The organism is Leclercia sp. CFBP8987 (assembly GCF_034044995.2).
GTDB classification, from domain to species: Bacteria; Pseudomonadota; Gammaproteobacteria; order Enterobacterales; family Enterobacteriaceae; genus Enterobacter; species Enterobacter tamurae.
This window is the reverse complement of the sequence record NZ_CM188255.1, coordinates 322,951-338,807: the sequence shown is the minus strand read 5'-3', so window position 1 is coordinate 338,807 and position 15,857 is coordinate 322,951. Positions and strand designations below refer to the sequence as shown.

The window sequence follows — 15,857 nt, the reverse complement described above, 5'->3', positions numbered from 1 at the left end:
CGTCGAAAAGAATCAGCATTTCGGGCTATGTGTGCGTGGAAATCTAGATTGGTGTGAAGCTCAGCATACATACCCCTCACAGAGAAGAAAGCGTCGATTTTATAGAGACATCCGCTTATATACAGCGTAAGCACTATTCAGTAAAACCGCCAATAAACTTTCGTTGTATTCCATTTGGGTATGAAAAAAAACCCGGCTAGCGCCGGGTTTGTTATTTACTCATTAATGCGGGGGTGTTGATCGACCAGACGGGTACGCTTCTCTTGTAGCGTCGCAATTTCAGCATCGATATCTTCTATCTTCTGCTCAATGTTGTCGTGGTGCTCACGCAGGATCTCTTTGGCTTCCTGAAGGTCAGAGGCAGCAGGTGTCGCCCCTTTCAGCGGCAGGTTCGCCGTCTCCTTCATGTAAATGCCGGTAATCAGGCCGATGACCGCAATCACCATCAGATAGTAGGCAGGCATCATCAGGTTCTGCGTGCTCTCCACCAGCGAGGCTGCCAGCGTCGGCGTCAGACCGGCGATCAGTACCGAGATGTTAAAGGCCGCCGCCAGCGCGCTGTAACGGATGTGCGTCGGGAACATCGCCGGCAGGGTCGACGCCATCACGCCAATAAAGCAGTTGAGGATCACCGCCAGCATCAGCAGCCCGGCAAATATCAGGCCGATGACATCACTGTTAATCATGATGAAGGCCGGGATAGCCAGCACAAACAGCGCGACGCTGCCGAAGATAATAAACGGACGACGTCCGAAGCGGTCGCTCAGCAGGCCCATGATCGGCTGCACAAACAGCATCCCCACCATAATGGCGATGATGATCAGCACGCCGTGGTCTTCTGAGTAATGCAGGTTATGCGACAGGTAGCTCGGCATGTAGGTCAGCAGCATGTAATAGGTCACGTTGGTGGAGATCACCAGACCAATACAGGTTAGCAGGCTACGCCAGTGGCGCGTGGCGATCTCTTTGAACGAGACCTTCGGTCCTTCCTGCAGACCTTCACGATCGCCCTGCTCCAGCTTTTCAACGTGCTGCTGGAACGCCGGGGTCTCTTCTAACGCGTGACGCAGATAGAGGCCAATAAGCCCCAGCGGCAGCGCCAGGAAGAACGGAATACGCCAGCCCCAGGCGAGGAAGTTCTCTTCGCCCACGACGGTAGAGAGCAACACCACTACGCCCGCACCCAGCACGAACCCGGCGATGGAACCAAAGTCGAGCCAGCTGCCCATAAAGCCGCGCTTACGGTCCGGAGAGTATTCGGCAACAAAAATAGATGCCCCGGTATACTCACCCCCAACCGAGAAGCCCTGAGCCATCTTACACAGCAGCAGCAGGATGGGTGCCCAGATGCCTATGCTCGCATACGACGGGATCAGGCCGATACAGAACGTACTGACCGACATAATCACTATCGTGATAGCGAGGATTTTCTGGCGACCGTACTTATCCCCCAGCATCCCAAAGAACAGACCCCCTAACGGGCGTATAAGGAAGGGAACAGAGAATGTCCCGAGCGCGGCAATCATCTGCACGCTGGGATCGGCACCAGGGAAGAAGACTTTACCCAGCGCGTAGGCCACGAAGCCATACACACCGAAATCGAACCATTCCATCGCATTACCGAGCGAGGCGGCGGTGATCGCTTTGCGCAGTTTTCCGTCGTCAATAATGGTGACGTCGCGCAGGGTGATCGGTTTAACTTTTTTCCTTTTCAGCATGGCTATCCTCGTTGACTAAGCCCAGTCCTCACCACAGCGCCTGAAAAGTGCGCTCTATGGAACCCGGGAAGCGCCTCATGCGCATTCTCCTTTCTCAAGCGTAGCAGGTTTACTTACACTGACCTTTCGGAGCGGTACAACCGAACCTGTTGACGCCTGTCTGGGCTGTTTATGGAGCCATTACCCTACCAGCGTTTATATTTGTGATCAACTTCACATATATTTTTAAGGTTTTTACCAGAAGTGTCAAAAGTGTAAATAAGCCGTATTGCGTTATTTCTAATACCCGCCTCTGGAAATACTCTTTCAGACGTTATTATTTGCTGTGAAATGAAAAAATAACGACATTTTTTTACAATGCGTTCACAGCCATTTTAATAATCAAGGGGCGAAAATCGTCTTTCCTTAAAATATGTGATGAAGATAACTAAAACACTGTTTTATTTTCATTGAATCATCATTCCAACGATCGCATCATAAGCCTGTCAAAACGAGTGGGGTGGCCTTCACGTGAAGGCTTAAAAAACCAAACTGGTTATATCTGCTGTATGAACAACGAATTGCCTGGCGTCGTGAAGTCACAATCCGTTGAATTCATTAGATTATTAAATATCACTTGTCCGCTGGCGATGCGTGATGAGGTGTGAGGGTTAATGATGAAGATTAAAGCCACGATTGAACGCATCCCCGGAGGGATGATGCTGGTTCCGCTGGTACTGGGTGCAATTTTAAATACCTTAGCGCCTGATACCGGAGCCTATTTTGGTGGATTCACCAAAGGCATGATTACCGGGACAGTTCCGATTCTGGCGGTCTGGTTCTTCTGTATCGGCGCCTCCATTAATTTACGGGCAACGGGCACAGTATTACGTAAATCCGGTACGCTGGTGATTACCAAAATTGCCGTAGCCTGGGTGGTAGCGATGATTTGCGCCATGTTTATCCCGGAAAATGGCATTCAGACTGGCTTCTTCGCGGGCCTCTCCGTGCTGGCGATTGTCTCTGCGATGGACATGACCAACGGCGGCCTGTACGCCAGCCTGATGAATCAGTACGGCACCAAAGAAGAGTCTGGCGCCTTCGTGCTGATGTCTCTGGAATCTGGCCCACTGGTCACCATGCTGATCCTCGGCTCTGCCGGTCTGGCCTCCTTTGAACCGCACCACTTTGTCGGCGCCGTCCTGCCGTTCCTGATCGGTTTTGCCCTCGGCAACCTCGACCACGACCTGCGTGACTTCTTCAGCAAAGCGACCCCGGTTCTGATCCCATTCTTCGGCTTCGCGCTGGGTAACACCATCAACCTGAACGTGATTCTGGATACCGGCCTGCTGGGTATCGTGCTGGGTGTGGCGGTTATCATTATCACCGGTATTCCGCTGATTATTGCCGACCGTGTTATCGGTGGAGGGAATGGTACTGCGGGGGTTGCAGCGTCATCTGCTGCAGGGGCTGCGGTAGCGAACCCGATGATTATCGCCCAGATTAACCCGGCGTTCGAACCGGTTGCCGCTTCCGCCACCGCGCTGGTTGCAGCAAGCGTCATCGTGACGGCGATTCTGGTTCCGATTATTACCGCGCTGTATGCCAGACGTTATGGCAACATCCCGGCCAAAACGCCGGAACAGAGCCCGGTTGAATCACTGCATCATTAATTAATAAGTAGACCTCCCTTCGGGGAGGTTTTTGCAATTAAAGCACTATAGTAATAACAAAAAATGAAAGGCTTACAGCGGCACCCTGGTCCGGCTGGAAATCGCTGAGGCGTTGACCGCAGGCCGGGGCGAGGCGCAGGGATGCGCCGAGAGGGCGTGACCTACAGGGATGTAGGATCACGCCCGACCCGATAGCCGAAGGGAGAAAGCCGAAGGCACCGCGAAGCGGCGATTTTCTTTGCCGGGAGCCGGGATTGTGAAGGGGGCGGCGGCGAGCCCCCTTCGCACGTTCACGGGTGAGGCAGCTAACAGAGAAGCGCAGAACCTGAGGTGAACGGAACCACCACCTGAGTCGCATGTTCCCCCTCACCCTAACCCTCTCCCCAAAGAGGAGAGGGGATCCGTCCGGTGCGGATTTCTCAGCCCTCTCCCTCAATGGAGAGGGAGCCAACCGACCAAAACCTTACTCCCCAAACACCTCTTCCACCATCGCTTTTGCCAGCCTTGCCGCCGAACAAAGTCTCGGCATCCCCAGCGCCACATTCTGCCAGCTCTGCGTCACTGACCAGCACACCGGATGCCGGTCGGCATCACACCAGTCCCCCAGCCAGCCGAGCATATCTTTATGGTCGATAATCCCCGGCGTACTGGGCGTGGTCAGCCACTGATGATAAAAATGGCGGGTCGCAGGAGACGCATTGATCCCCTGCGCCAGATAGTTAGCCACCATGCTGCACAAATTATCTTTCAGCATGGCGCTGACATCCGCATTCGCCAGCCGACAGGCGTCACCGAACGCCCCCCAGCGCAGCTCCTCCAGCACTACATAGCCGCGTCCGGCCAGCGACCAGCCGTCATAATGCCCGGCCCGCCAGCGGGTAAAAATCTGTTCGCTATGAACGCCGGCCTGCACCGTTAACCCGCGCTGGGTTAACGCTTTCTCTTTAAACTGCGCGCGTTGGTGGAAATGCGCGGAGAGAACCTCGTACTGATGTACCGCGCCAATGGGCGGTTGATTACGCAGATTAGCCTGCTGGCGCAGCGTGGTGAGGGTCTGGGTCATGCGGGTCAGCGCCAGATGGCCGGGATCAACCATGCCCGCCAGCTTCTCTGCCAGCCCGAGCCGCAGCACAGCATTTTCGCTGAACATTCCTCCCATTGCCCACTGGCGAAGCTGAGCCTGCGCCATGATCTCCGAAGTTAAACGTTCACGAAAGTGCTGCTGTTGCGACCCCACAGAGGTGTGACGCTGCGCGTCAGCCCCCTGCACCAGGTCGACCATAAATTTAGGATGAATACATTCCAGCGTCCGCCCGGGACCGTCCAGTAATTGTTTTGTCATGGTTGCTCTGCCGCGAATAGCGTTTGAATATCATCGCGTAACAGTCGGGTATCTTCCTGAATCCACGTCGCAGTGGTAATACATTGCTGCAGCAGCTGGCTGAGCGCGCGTGTGGCATGCTCATTCTGCTGGCGCACCGCGAGGCTATCACGCAAGCTTTCCTGTAACCCTGCAAGGCATAAAGAGAATTCCGCAAAGAATGTCGCCATGCCTGCTGTAACAGAGACATCGACCTGGGCGGCCAAAGCTTTACGGATTTGTTCACAAAAGTGATCAATATGGTGTTTAAGTTTCTCATGAAGCTGTGACACGTCGATAACATACCGCGTCCGCGTCATGACATAGTCTTCCCAGCCCCAGTCCGGATTGTTCAGCCAGCGGGAGACCGTCTCGCGCAGCGCGCTGCCAGCCCCCTGAGACTGACCGGCAGGCTCACTCTCCTGGGCGATAGCGTCGTTGAACAGCCCCTGAGTATTGAAGTTAAGCTGGCTGGCCTGAAACGCCGGGAAACTGATCCGCGCCCGGAAACCGGCATGGCTCAACTCCTCTTTAATGCGCGTTTCAATCGGGCGCATGGCGTCATTCAGCGCCCGCGCCAGCGTCGACTCCAGTTGGTCGAAACGCAGCGCCAGCTCACGACCGATTTTTGCCTGCGCATCCAGCATGATCAGCTCACAGGCGGAGCGGATTTTGCTCAACAGGATCTGCGCCTGGCCTTCATCCTCCAGCACCAGCTGACCGGGCGTCGCTGCGGTATCAGCCCGCTGCTTATGCGGATCAAACCCCGCCAGATCGAGCATATTGTCAGGATTGAAGACATGGGCGATGGCGAGTTTGATTTCGCTCTGCTGGGCGGAAAGAAACAGGTTTGAGGCACTCAGCGCCTGGCTCACTTCGTGCCGGACTTCATCGCTCACCGACGCCTGACGGGAGTGCAGCAGCGCCATGTCATCTTCCAGACGGGTAATATTGTTCTGCAACTCGTCGAAGGCCACCGTCAGCCCCTGATAACGGAAATCCAGGTACTCGCGGGCGTTCTGGGCGTAGTTCAGCAGCTTATGCGACGCGGAGCGTAACGCGTACAGCGAGGCATTAGCGTAGGCGGCATAGATCAGCTTGCGGATCGGCTGCTCAAACAGGGAGTCCTCCCACAGCAGATCGGCGGAGTGGCGAACGTGTTCAATATCATCCAGATCGGCGGTGCGCCAGCGGCGGCCCAGTGCAGCTTCGGCGAAGTCCTGCACCCAGCGCTGCTCCTGGTGATCGGGCAACTTACCGTGCATCGCCAGTTCGTGACGCGCCCGGTTCGCCAGGTATCCCCACATCGAGGAGACCGGGAAGATCTGGCCCGGAGAGATATGGCCCTTCATCAGGGTGCCGGAGATCATCGCCCGCACCTGCTCTTCATCATCGCTGTTGCGGTCTTTCTGATCGAACTTATTGACCAGGGCGTACAGCGGCACCGATTTGCCGACGGCAGAAATGGCCAGCCGTACTTCGGCATCGGAGATCGACTTCAGTTGGGTATAGTCCATCACCGCCAGTACCGCCGAGGCGCGGGCGAGCTGCTCGGTGAGCATTTTTTGCAGATGTGGCTGCCCGGCCTCGTTCGGCCCGGGGGTATCCAGCAGGGTTAATTGCCCCAGATGCGCATCCAGCCCCGCCAGATGGACAAACTCCACCTCGATAACCGGGATATTCTCGATCGCGGCATAGGCCGGGAAGGGGAAATCGGTGCCCAGCGCCTGAGAAAGCCGCACCAAATCATTCAGGTTTTTTAAACAGTTAAATATTGGCTGCGCACCTAAATAATGTTTTTCAAATGCCTCGCCGGTTTCAATGCGCCCGAGTAGCGCATTCATATCTTTGTCAATTTCCAGCTGCTGCGCCAGCTTGCCCCGATCGTAATTGGCGAGCTTCTTTTGCATTTGCTTTATTAATGTATCGATGGGCGCAACGTGAGAAAAATGCAGCACCGGCTCTTTCTGACCGGGCGTATGACGGATAAGCGTCGGCAACGCGGTCATCGGGCGGTTGCGGTTGGGTAACACTTCGGTGCCCACGATGGCGTTAATGGTGGTGGACTTCCCGGCCTTCATGGTACCCACGATCGCCAGCACCATCTCCAGGCGGGTAATTTTACGCAGCTCATTATTCAGCATCGACTGCTGCGCCTCTAAGCCGCGGGCACTAAAATGCAGCGGTAATACATTGCTGGGTTCGCCGGTAATGGCCGACGTGGCGCTATCCAGCATCGCGGCAGGCATGGCGCTTAACGCCTCAAGATTTTGCAATGAGAGCTGCAGCAGCCTTTCAGCTTCCTGGCTTAATTCAAATATGGTCTGTGTGTGCATAGTAAAAAGCCTTCCCTAACACAAATTTTATATAACCGAATTGTTTTTAAGAATGAAAGATCGGCTTATATGATTACGTGTTGTAAATATGTTCGACGCAATATAATTCACTGATGTCAGTAAAAATATATTCTTTCAGCGTATAAGCAGCGGAGCACGCTCCTTCGGTCAGGGAAACCGAAAGATTAAGAGCGTAGCTCAAATTTTAAAAAAATCAGGGAAAATCACCATCAGTTACCCACCAAAAATGAGGGGTAAATCATCCTTTGCAGACCAGGGATGGCTATTAAAGCAAGTAAGTGAAATATCATTAGTGTCTTCACCTTATCTGAAATGACACGGCGTATCAATTTGCCGCAATAAAATATTCTCGCTTTTAATCAGGCGCGTTTCTTTCCCGCGTCTGACCTCCAGCATCGCCTGGATCACTGACAGAGAATGTCATTGAAAAGACTTTTTTTTGCCAAAAGCGAAAAATAATGTCACCGACAACAGTAAGGACATGCGTTATACTTGCCGCCTTTTTCGACAACCTGTCGATTTTTGGCGGGCCTGATTGCCGCCGGTTCGCACTATTTTGAGGAGAACACACCATGTCACTGCCACACTGTCCAAAATGCAGCTCTGAATATACCTATGAAGATAACGGGATGTTCATTTGCCCTGAATGCGCTCACGAATGGAACAACGCAGAACCTGCGCAAGAGAGCGATGAGCTGATCGTGAAAGATGCCAACGGCAACCTGCTGGCCGATGGCGATAACGTTACCGTTATTAAAGATCTGAAAGTGAAAGGCAGCTCGTCGATGCTGAAGATTGGCACCAAAGTCAAAGGCATCCGCTTAGTTGAAGGCGACCACAACATCGACTGCAAAATTGATGGTTTCGGCCCAATGAAGCTCAAATCCGAGTTCGTGAAAAAGAACTGATTTTTTTTATCCAGGCCCGGCAAGCGAAGCGCCGCCGGGCGCTTTTGCCGGATGCGCTGCGCTTATCCGGCCTACAAATACCGAACTACACTTACTGAGCTTCTCTTTACCTGAGGTAATGATTATGCCATTAAGTCCCTACATCTCGTTCCCCGGTAACTGCGCAGAGGCTACCGCCTTCTATCAGCAGGCCGTCGGCGCAGAACTCCTCTATAAAATCACCTTCGGCGAAATGCCTAAAGACGATAACAGCGACGAAGGCTGTCCGTCCGGCATGTCGTATCCGGATTCCGCCATCGCCCACTCCAACGTGCGCATCGCCGGCAGCGATATCATGATGAGCGACGGCACGTTCGGCACAGAAGCCACCTACGCTGGCTTTACGCTGGTACTCGACACCCAGGACGTGGCAGAAGGCAAGCGCTGGTTCGATAACCTGGCCGCGGGCGGCACCATCGACATGGCCTGGCAGGAGACCTTCTGGGCCCACGGCTTCGGCAAAGTGACCGATAAATACGGCGTTCCCTGGATGATTAACGTCGTTAAACAGCAATGATCCCGACGGCGGGCCCCCGCGCCCGCCTGTCATCGCTTTCACGTCAACTCTTCAAACTCCCGCAACCAACACTTAACCCAAATGTCACATTGATCCGCCAGCATGAGGCCACATTTGAATCGAGGCCTCACCCATGCAAACCGTCATCCGCGTCGAGAAACTGAGCAAGACCTTCCATCATAACAAGGCCCTGCATGCCGTTGATCTGACCGTCCAGCAGGGCGAAATGGTAGCGCTGCTGGGGCCCTCCGGTTCAGGTAAATCCACCCTTCTGCGCCACTTAAGCGGCCTTATCACCTGCGATAAAACCTCTGAAAGCCACGTAGAGCTGCTGGGCAACACCGTGCAGCGCGCGGGCCGTCTGGCGAGTGATATCCGCAAAAGCCGCGCGCAGACCGGCTACATCTTCCAGCAGTTCAACCTGGTGAACCGTCTGACGGTGCTGGAGAACGTGCTGATTGGCGCGCTCGGCAGCACCCCGTTCTGGCGCACCTGCCTGCGCTGGTTCGCACCTGAGCAGAAGCAGGAAGCGCTACAGGCCCTGACCCGCGTCGGGATGGCCCATTTCGCTCACCAGCGCGTCTCCACCCTGTCCGGTGGACAGCAGCAGCGCGTGGCGATTGCCCGGGCGCTGATGCAGAAAGCCAAAATCATTCTCGCCGATGAGCCGATTGCCTCGCTGGACCCGGAATCGGCCCGCATCGTGATGGAAACCCTGCGCGACATTAACCAGAAGGACGGCATCACCATCGTGGTGACGCTGCATCAGGTGGATTACGCCCTGCGCTACTGCGAGCGCATCGTCGCCCTGCGTCAGGGGCACGTGTTCTTTGATGGTGCCAGCCATCAGTTTGATAACGACCGTTTTGACCATCTCTACCGCAGCATCAATCGCGTCGAAGAGAACGCGCAGGCTGCATAACTAAACCCGATCCGAGGAAAGTCCATGAGCTACAAAGCCGTTGCCGCGCTGGCCTTTACCAGCATGTTCAGCATCAGCACCCTGTTAAGCCCGGCGTACGCCCAGGAGCAGGAAAAAGCGCTGAACTTTGGCATCATTTCGACGGAATCACAGCAGAACCTGAAGCCGCAGTGGGAACCCTTCCTGAAAGAGATGGAGAGCAAACTGGGGATCAAAGTAAACGCCTTCTTCGCCCCGGACTACGCGGGCATCATCCAGGGGATGCGCTTTAACAAAGTCGATATCGCCTGGTACGGCAACCTCTCGGCGATGGAAGCGGTGGACCGCGCTAACGGCCAGGTCTTCGCCCAGACGGTGGCCGCCGACGGCTCGCCAGGTTACTGGAGCGTGCTGATCGTCAACAAAGACAGCCCGATCAACAACCTCAACGACCTGCTCGCCAAACGCAAAGAGCTGACCTTTGGCAACGGCGACCCGAACTCCACCTCGGGCTTCCTGGTCCCGGGCTATTACGTTTTCGCCAAAAACAACGTCTCCACCAACGAATTCAAACGCACGGTCAACGCCGGGCATGAAACCAACGCCCTTGCCGTCGCCAACAAGCAGGTAGATGTGGCCACCAACAACACCGAAAACCTCGACAAGCTGAAGACTTCCGCCCCGGACAAGCTGAAAGAACTGAAGGTGATCTGGAAGTCGCCGCTGATCCCGGGCGACCCGATTGTGTGGCGTAAAAACCTCTCCGAGAGCACCAAAGACAAGGTGTACGACTTCTTTATGAACTACGGCAAAACAGCGGAAGAGAAGAGCGTGCTGGAACGCCTGGGCTGGGCGCCGTTCCGCGCCTCCAGCGACCTGCAACTGGTACCGATTCGCCAGTTGGCGCTGTTCAAACAGATCCAGGGCGTGAAGGAGAACAAGGGTCTGAAGGAGGAAGAGAAGCGCAGCAAGATGTCTGAAATTCAGGCGCAGCTGGACGATCTCGACCGCCTGACCGCCGCGCTGGGTGCGATGAGCAGCGTGAATAAAGCGGTGCAGTAAGGCTTCTACCCCTCACCCTAACCCTCTCCCCATAGGGGAGAGGGGACTGCCCGGAGCGGTCTTTTCCCCCTCGCCCCTTTGGGGAGAGGGTCGGGGTGAGGGGACATAAACCAACGGAGTTATCATGCAAACCATCACTCTCCCACCGCCCAAACGCAGCTGGTTCTCGCTGATCGGCTGGGCCGTCCTGCTCGCGGTGCTCGTTGTCTCCTGGAAGGGCGCGGAAATGGCCCCGCTCACGCTGATTCAGGATTCCGGCAATATGGCGACCTTCGCCGCCGACTTCTTCCCGCCGGACTTCAGCCAGTGGCAGGACTACCTCGGTGAAATGGCCATCACCCTGCAAATCGCCGTCTGGGGCACCGCCCTCGCCGTGGTGCTCTCCATTCCGTTTGGCCTGATGAGCGCCGACAACATCGTGCCCTGGTGGATCTACCAGCCGGTGCGCCGCCTGATGGACGCCTGCCGCGCCATCAACGAAATGGTCTTTGCGATGCTGTTTGTGGTGGCCGTCGGTCTCGGGCCGTTCGCCGGAGTAATGGCGCTGTTCATCCACACCACCGGGGTGCTCTCCAAGCTGCTCTCGGAAGCGGTGGAAGCCATCGAGCCCGGCCCGGTGGAAGGCATTCGCGCTACCGGGGCCAACAAGCTGGAAGAGATCCTCTACGGCGTCCTGCCCCAGGTGATGCCGCTGCTCATCTCCTACTCCCTGTACCGCTTTGAATCCAACGTCCGCTCCGCGACCGTCGTCGGTATGGTCGGCGCGGGCGGGATTGGCGTCACCCTGTGGGAAGCGATTCGCGGTTTCCAGTTCCAGCAAACCTGCGCCCTGATGGTACTCATCATCGTGACGGTCAGCCTGCTGGACTTCCTCTCTCAACGTTTGCGTAAGCACTTCATCTGAGAAGCGAGGCTTTGATTTGTATGCACTTATCCAGACATCCGACCAGTTACCCCACCCGCTGGCAAGAGATTGCCGCGAAGCTCGAAGTGGAGCTGCGCACCCACTACCGCTGCGGGGACTACCTGCCCGCCGAGCAACAGCTCGCCGACCGCTATGAAGTGAACCGCCACACCCTGCGCCGCGCCATTGACCAACTGGTCGAGCGCGGCTGGGTGCAGCGCCGTCAGGGGGTTGGCGTGCTGGTGCTGATGCGCCCGTTCGACTACCCGCTCAACGCCCAGGCGCGCTTCAGCCAGAACCTGCTCGATCAGGGCAGCCACCCCACCAGCGAAAAACTGCTCTCGGTGCTGCGTCCGGCCTCCAGCCACGTCGCCGACGCGCTGGGGATTTCGGAGGGCGATAACGTCGTCCACCTGCGTACCCTGCGCCGGGTCAACGGCGTGGCGGTGTGTCAGATCGACCACTACTTCGCTGACCTGACCCTCTGGCCAGTGCTGCAAAACTTCGCCAGCGGCTCGCTGCACGACTTCCTGTTCGAGGCCACCGGGATTGCGCTCAAGCGCACCCAGACCCGCATCAGCGCCCGCCGCGCGCAGGCTAAAGAGAGCAAGGTGCTGGAAATCCCCAACATGGCACCCCTGCTCTGCGTGCGTACCCTCAACCACCGTGACGGCGAGATCAACGCGACGGAGTACTCCGTCAGCCTGACCCGCGCCGACATGATTGAATTCACCATGGAGCACTGAATGCATTTCGATACCTCCACCCGCCAGCACTGGATGGCCGTGCTGGCCCACAGCCAGCCGGCGGCGCTTGCGGCGCGGATGTCGGCGCTGAGCCTGACGCCCGCTTATGAGCGCATTCGCGCCCCGGAAACCGGGCTGGTGCAGATCCAGGCGCGGATGGGCGGCACCGGGGCACGCTACTTTGCCGGGGATGCCACCCTGACCCGCACCGTGGTGCGCCTGGCCAGCGGCACGCTCGGCTACAGCTACCTGCTCGGGCGCAATAAAACCCATGCCGAGCAGTGTGCGGTGATCGATGCCCTGCTGCAGGAAGCGCCGCACTTTCAGACCTTAATGGAAACCCTCATTGCCCCACTGGAAGCCGACCGCGCCGCACGCCTTGCCGCCCGTCAGGCCGAAATCAACACCAGCCGGGTCGACTTCTTTACGCTCGTTCGCGGAGACAATGCATGACCCTTCAACCCGCTTTTACCCTTGCCGTGCAGGATGCCCAACACAGTTTTCGCCGTCTGCTGAAAGCGATGAGCGAACCGGGGGTGATCGTCTCCCTGCATCAGCTGAAACACGGCTGGCAGCCGCTGAACCTCGCCACCACCAGCGTGCTGCTGACTCTGGCCGATAACGACACCCCGGTCTGGCTGTCGGGCGCCGTCGGCAACGATATCGTCAGCAGCAACCTGCGTTTTCATACCAGCGCCCCGCTGGTGGATCAGCCCCAGCTGGCGGTGTTCGCCGTCGCCGACGAGCAGATCAGCCACCAGCAGCTAAACGCCCTGAGCGAAGGCAGCGCCGTGGCACCGGAGACCAGCGCCACCCTGATTTTGCAGGTGCCGAGCCTGAGCGGCGGACGCATGCTGCGCCTGACCGGGGCCGGGATCGCCGAGGAACGCATGGTCGCTCCACAGCTGCCGGAGTGCATTATTCATGAGCTGACCGAACGCCCGCACCCGTTCCCGCTGGGGATCGACCTGCTCCTGACCTGCGGCGAACGCCTGCTGGCGATCCCGCGAACCACCCACGTGGAGGTGTGCTGATGTACGTTGCCGTCAAAGGGGGCGAGAAGGCGATCGCCGCCGCCCACGCCCTGCAGGAGCACAGACGCCGGGGCGATGAGCAGCTCCCCGAGCTGAGCGTCGCCCAGATCGAACAGCAGCTGAACCTCGCCGTGGACCGGGTGATGACCGAAGGCGGCATTGCCGACCGCGAGCTGGCGGCGCTGGCGCTGAAGCAGGCCAGCGGCGATAACGTCGAGGCCATCTTCCTGCTGCGCGCCTACCGTACCACCCTGGCGAAGCTGGCGGTGAGCGAGCCGATCAACACCGCGGAGATGCGCCTCGAGCGCCGAATTTCGGCGGTGTATAAAGATATCCCCGGCGGGCAGCTGCTCGGCCCGACCTACGACTACACCCACCGGTTGCTCGATTTCACCCTGCTGGCGAACGGCGAAACTCCGCCTCTGAAAACCTCAGACGCCCCGCAGGATGCGGCCCCGCACGTCTTTAGCCTGCTGGCCAGCCAGGGGCTGGCGAAAGCGGAAGAGGATAATGGCAGCGAGCCGGACGACATCACCCGCACCCCGCCGGTCTATCCCTGCTCCCGCGCCTCGCGCCTGCAGCAGCTGATGCGCGGCGACGAGGGCTACCTGCTGGCGCTGGCCTACTCCACCCAGCGCGGCTACGGGCGCAACCACCCCTTTGCCGGAGAGATCCGCAGCGGCCATGTTGATATTGAAATTGTGCCGGAAGAGCTGGGTTTTGCGGTGAACGTCGGCGAACTGCTGATGACCGAGTGCGAAATGGTTAACGGCTTTGTTACCCCGGATAACGACGCCCCGCACTTCACCCGCGGCTACGGGCTGGTGTTCGGCATGGGCGAGCGCAAGGCGATGGCGATGGCGCTGGTCGATCGCGCCCTGCAGGCCCCGGACTACGACGAAAACCTCGCAGGCCCGGCGCAGGACGAGGAGTTCGTACTGGCCCACGCGGATAACGTTGAGGCCGCCGGGTTTGTCTCGCACCTCAAGCTGCCGCACTACGTCGATTTCCAGGCCGAACTGGAACTGCTGAAACGTCTGCAACAGGAGCGCGATAATGGCTAACCTCAGCGGCTACAACTTTGCTTATCTGGATGAGCAGACCAAACGCATGATCCGCCGCGCCATCCTCAAAGCGGTGGCTATCCCCGGCTATCAGGTGCCGTTCGGTGGCCGGGAGATGCCGATGCCCTACGGCTGGGGCACTGGCGGAATCCAGATCACCGCCAGCGTGATTGGCGAAGCGGACGTCCTGAAGGTCATCGACCAGGGGGCCGACGACACCACCAATGCGGTGTCGATCCGCCAGTTCTTCCAGCGCGTTACCGGGGTCAACACCACCGAGCGCACCGAAGACGCCACGCTGATCCAGACCCGCCACCGCATCCCGGAAACCCCGCTCACTGAAGATCAGATTTTGATTTTCCAGGTGCCGATCCCGGAGCCGCTGCGCTTTATCGAGCCGCGGGAAACCGAAACCCGCACCATGCACGCCCTGGAAGAGTACGGCGTGATGCAGGTGAAGCTGTACGAGGACATCGCCCGCTTCGGCCATATCGCCACCACCTACGCCTACCCGGTGAAGGTCAACGGCCGCTACGTGATGGACCCGTCGCCAATCCCGAAATTCGATAACCCGAAGATGGACATGATGCCCGCCCTGCAGCTGTTCGGCGCCGGGCGCGAGAAGCGCATCTACGCCGTCCCGCCGTACACCCGGGTCGAGAGTCTCGACTTCGACGACCACCCGTTCAGGGTCCAGGAGTGGGACGAGCCCTGCGCCATTTGCGGATCGCAACACAGCTATCTCGATGAAGTGGTGCTGGATGACACCGGCAAGCGGATGTTTGTCTGCTCCGATACCGATTTTTGCCGCCAACAGAGCGAGGCCAACAGCCAATGAAACCGCTGCTTTCGGTCAATAACCTGACCCACCTCTATGCGCCGGGCAAAGGCTTCAGCGACGTGTCTTTCGACCTCTGGCCGGGGGAAGTGCTGGGGATTGTCGGCGAGTCCGGCTCCGGCAAAACCACCCTGCTAAAGGCGATCTCCGCCCGTCTGGCCCCGCAAAACGGTGAAATTTTATATGAAGATCACTCCCTGTACGGCATGAGCGAGGCCGAACGCCGCCGCCTGCTGCGCACCGAGTGGGGCGTGGTGCATCAGCACCCGATGGACGGCCTGCGCCGCCAGGTCTCGGCGGGGGGGAACATCGGCGAACGGCTGATGGCTACCGGCGCGCGGCATTACGGCGAGATCCGCGCCACCGCCCGGAAGTGGCTGATCGATGTGGAAATTCCGGCCTCGCGCATCGACGACCTGCCGACCACGTTCTCGGGCGGGATGCAGCAGCGTTTACAGATCGCCCGCAACCTGGTCACCCATCCGAAGCTGGTGTTTATGGACGAACCCACCGGCGGGCTGGATGTGTCTGTTCAGGCGCGGCTGCTGGACTTGCTCCGCGGTCTGGTGGTGGAGCTGAACCTGGCGGTGGTGATTGTCACCCACGATCTGGGCGTCGCCCGCCTGCTGGCGGACCGTCTGCTGGTGATGAAGAGTGGCGAGGTGGTGGAAAGTGGGCTGACCGACCGGGTGCTCGACGATCCGCACCATCCGTACACCCAGCTGCTGGTGTCATCCGTTTTGCAGAATTAAGAGGC

Annotated in this window: 15 protein-coding genes; 12 read left to right on the top strand and 3 right to left on the bottom strand. The window is 58.0% G+C overall.

From position 1 onward, the window contains the following. Nucleotides 1-215 precede the first annotated feature (215 nt). A complete protein-coding gene (proP, locus tag SOM40_RS01590) occupies nucleotides 216-1,718 on the bottom strand; it encodes a glycine betaine/L-proline transporter ProP (RefSeq protein ID WP_106993990.1) in 1,503 nt (500 codons plus the stop codon). Between the two features lie 656 nt (nucleotides 1,719-2,374). Here proP and kdgT point away from each other — a divergent pair. Continuing rightward, complete coding sequence (gene kdgT / locus SOM40_RS01585) at nucleotides 2,375-3,370, top strand: 2-keto-3-deoxygluconate transporter (RefSeq protein WP_106994126.1); 996 nt, start codon at nucleotides 2,375-2,377, stop codon at nucleotides 3,368-3,370. Between the two features lie 463 nt (nucleotides 3,371-3,833). On the opposite strand, the gene SOM40_RS01580 is transcribed toward kdgT, so the two are convergent. Next, a complete protein-coding gene (locus SOM40_RS01580) occupies nucleotides 3,834-4,712 on the bottom strand; it encodes a diguanylate cyclase regulator RdcB family protein (RefSeq protein ID WP_320529820.1) in 879 nt (292 codons plus the stop codon). Further along, a complete protein-coding gene (crfC, locus tag SOM40_RS01575) occupies nucleotides 4,709-7,066 on the bottom strand; it encodes a clamp-binding protein CrfC (RefSeq protein WP_320529819.1) in 2,358 nt (785 codons plus the stop codon). Before crfC ends, SOM40_RS01580 begins: the two co-directional genes overlap by 4 nt. A gap of 593 nt (nucleotides 7,067-7,659) precedes the next feature. On the opposite strand from crfC, the gene SOM40_RS01570 reads away from it, so the two are divergent. From SOM40_RS01570 to phnK, 11 genes are all read left to right on the top strand, one after another. Further along, nucleotides 7,660-7,995 (top strand): zinc ribbon domain-containing protein YjdM, encoded by a 336-nt coding sequence (locus tag SOM40_RS01570; protein ID WP_106993987.1) that lies wholly within the window; start codon nucleotides 7,660-7,662, stop codon nucleotides 7,993-7,995. A gap of 124 nt (nucleotides 7,996-8,119) precedes the next feature. Then, nucleotides 8,120-8,551, top strand: coding sequence for a VOC family metalloprotein YjdN (gene yjdN, locus SOM40_RS01565; RefSeq protein ID WP_166181340.1), 432 nt, complete (start codon nucleotides 8,120-8,122; stop codon nucleotides 8,549-8,551). Nucleotides 8,552-8,684: 133 nt separating this feature from the next. Beyond that, entirely contained in the window at nucleotides 8,685-9,473 is a 789-nt protein-coding gene (gene phnC, locus SOM40_RS01560; RefSeq protein WP_166181339.1) for a phosphonate ABC transporter ATP-binding protein, read from the top strand. Nucleotides 9,474-9,497: 24 nt separating this feature from the next. Beyond that, nucleotides 9,498-10,514 (top strand): phosphonate ABC transporter substrate-binding protein, encoded by a 1,017-nt coding sequence (gene phnD, locus SOM40_RS01555; RefSeq protein WP_320529818.1) that lies wholly within the window; start codon nucleotides 9,498-9,500, stop codon nucleotides 10,512-10,514. A 124-nt stretch (nucleotides 10,515-10,638) separates the two neighbouring features. After that, entirely contained in the window at nucleotides 10,639-11,418 is a 780-nt protein-coding gene (gene phnE, locus SOM40_RS01550; RefSeq protein ID WP_166181337.1) for a phosphonate ABC transporter, permease protein PhnE, read from the top strand. Nucleotides 11,419-11,438: 20 nt separating this feature from the next. After that, complete coding sequence (gene phnF / locus SOM40_RS01545; protein WP_106993982.1) at nucleotides 11,439-12,164, top strand: phosphonate metabolism transcriptional regulator PhnF; 726 nt, start codon at nucleotides 11,439-11,441, stop codon at nucleotides 12,162-12,164. Further along, a complete protein-coding gene (gene phnG / locus SOM40_RS01540) occupies nucleotides 12,165-12,617 on the top strand; it encodes a phosphonate C-P lyase system protein PhnG (protein ID WP_106993981.1) in 453 nt (150 codons plus the stop codon). Beyond that, complete coding sequence (phnH, locus tag SOM40_RS01535; RefSeq protein ID WP_166181334.1) at nucleotides 12,614-13,198, top strand: phosphonate C-P lyase system protein PhnH; 585 nt, start codon at nucleotides 12,614-12,616, stop codon at nucleotides 13,196-13,198. Before phnG ends, phnH begins: the two co-directional genes overlap by 4 nt. Continuing rightward, nucleotides 13,198-14,262, top strand: a complete 1,065-nt coding sequence (locus SOM40_RS01530; protein WP_320529817.1) for a carbon-phosphorus lyase complex subunit — start codon at nucleotides 13,198-13,200, stop codon at nucleotides 14,260-14,262. Before phnH ends, SOM40_RS01530 begins: the two co-directional genes overlap by 1 nt. After that, a complete protein-coding gene (gene phnJ, locus SOM40_RS01525) occupies nucleotides 14,255-15,100 on the top strand; it encodes an alpha-D-ribose 1-methylphosphonate 5-phosphate C-P-lyase PhnJ (protein WP_106993978.1) in 846 nt (281 codons plus the stop codon). The genes SOM40_RS01530 and phnJ overlap by 8 nt, the downstream gene beginning before the upstream one ends. Continuing rightward, nucleotides 15,097-15,852, top strand: a complete 756-nt coding sequence (gene phnK / locus SOM40_RS01520) for a phosphonate C-P lyase system protein PhnK (protein WP_261644575.1) — start codon at nucleotides 15,097-15,099, stop codon at nucleotides 15,850-15,852. The genes phnJ and phnK overlap by 4 nt, the downstream gene beginning before the upstream one ends. Nucleotides 15,853-15,857: the final 5 nt, after the last annotated feature.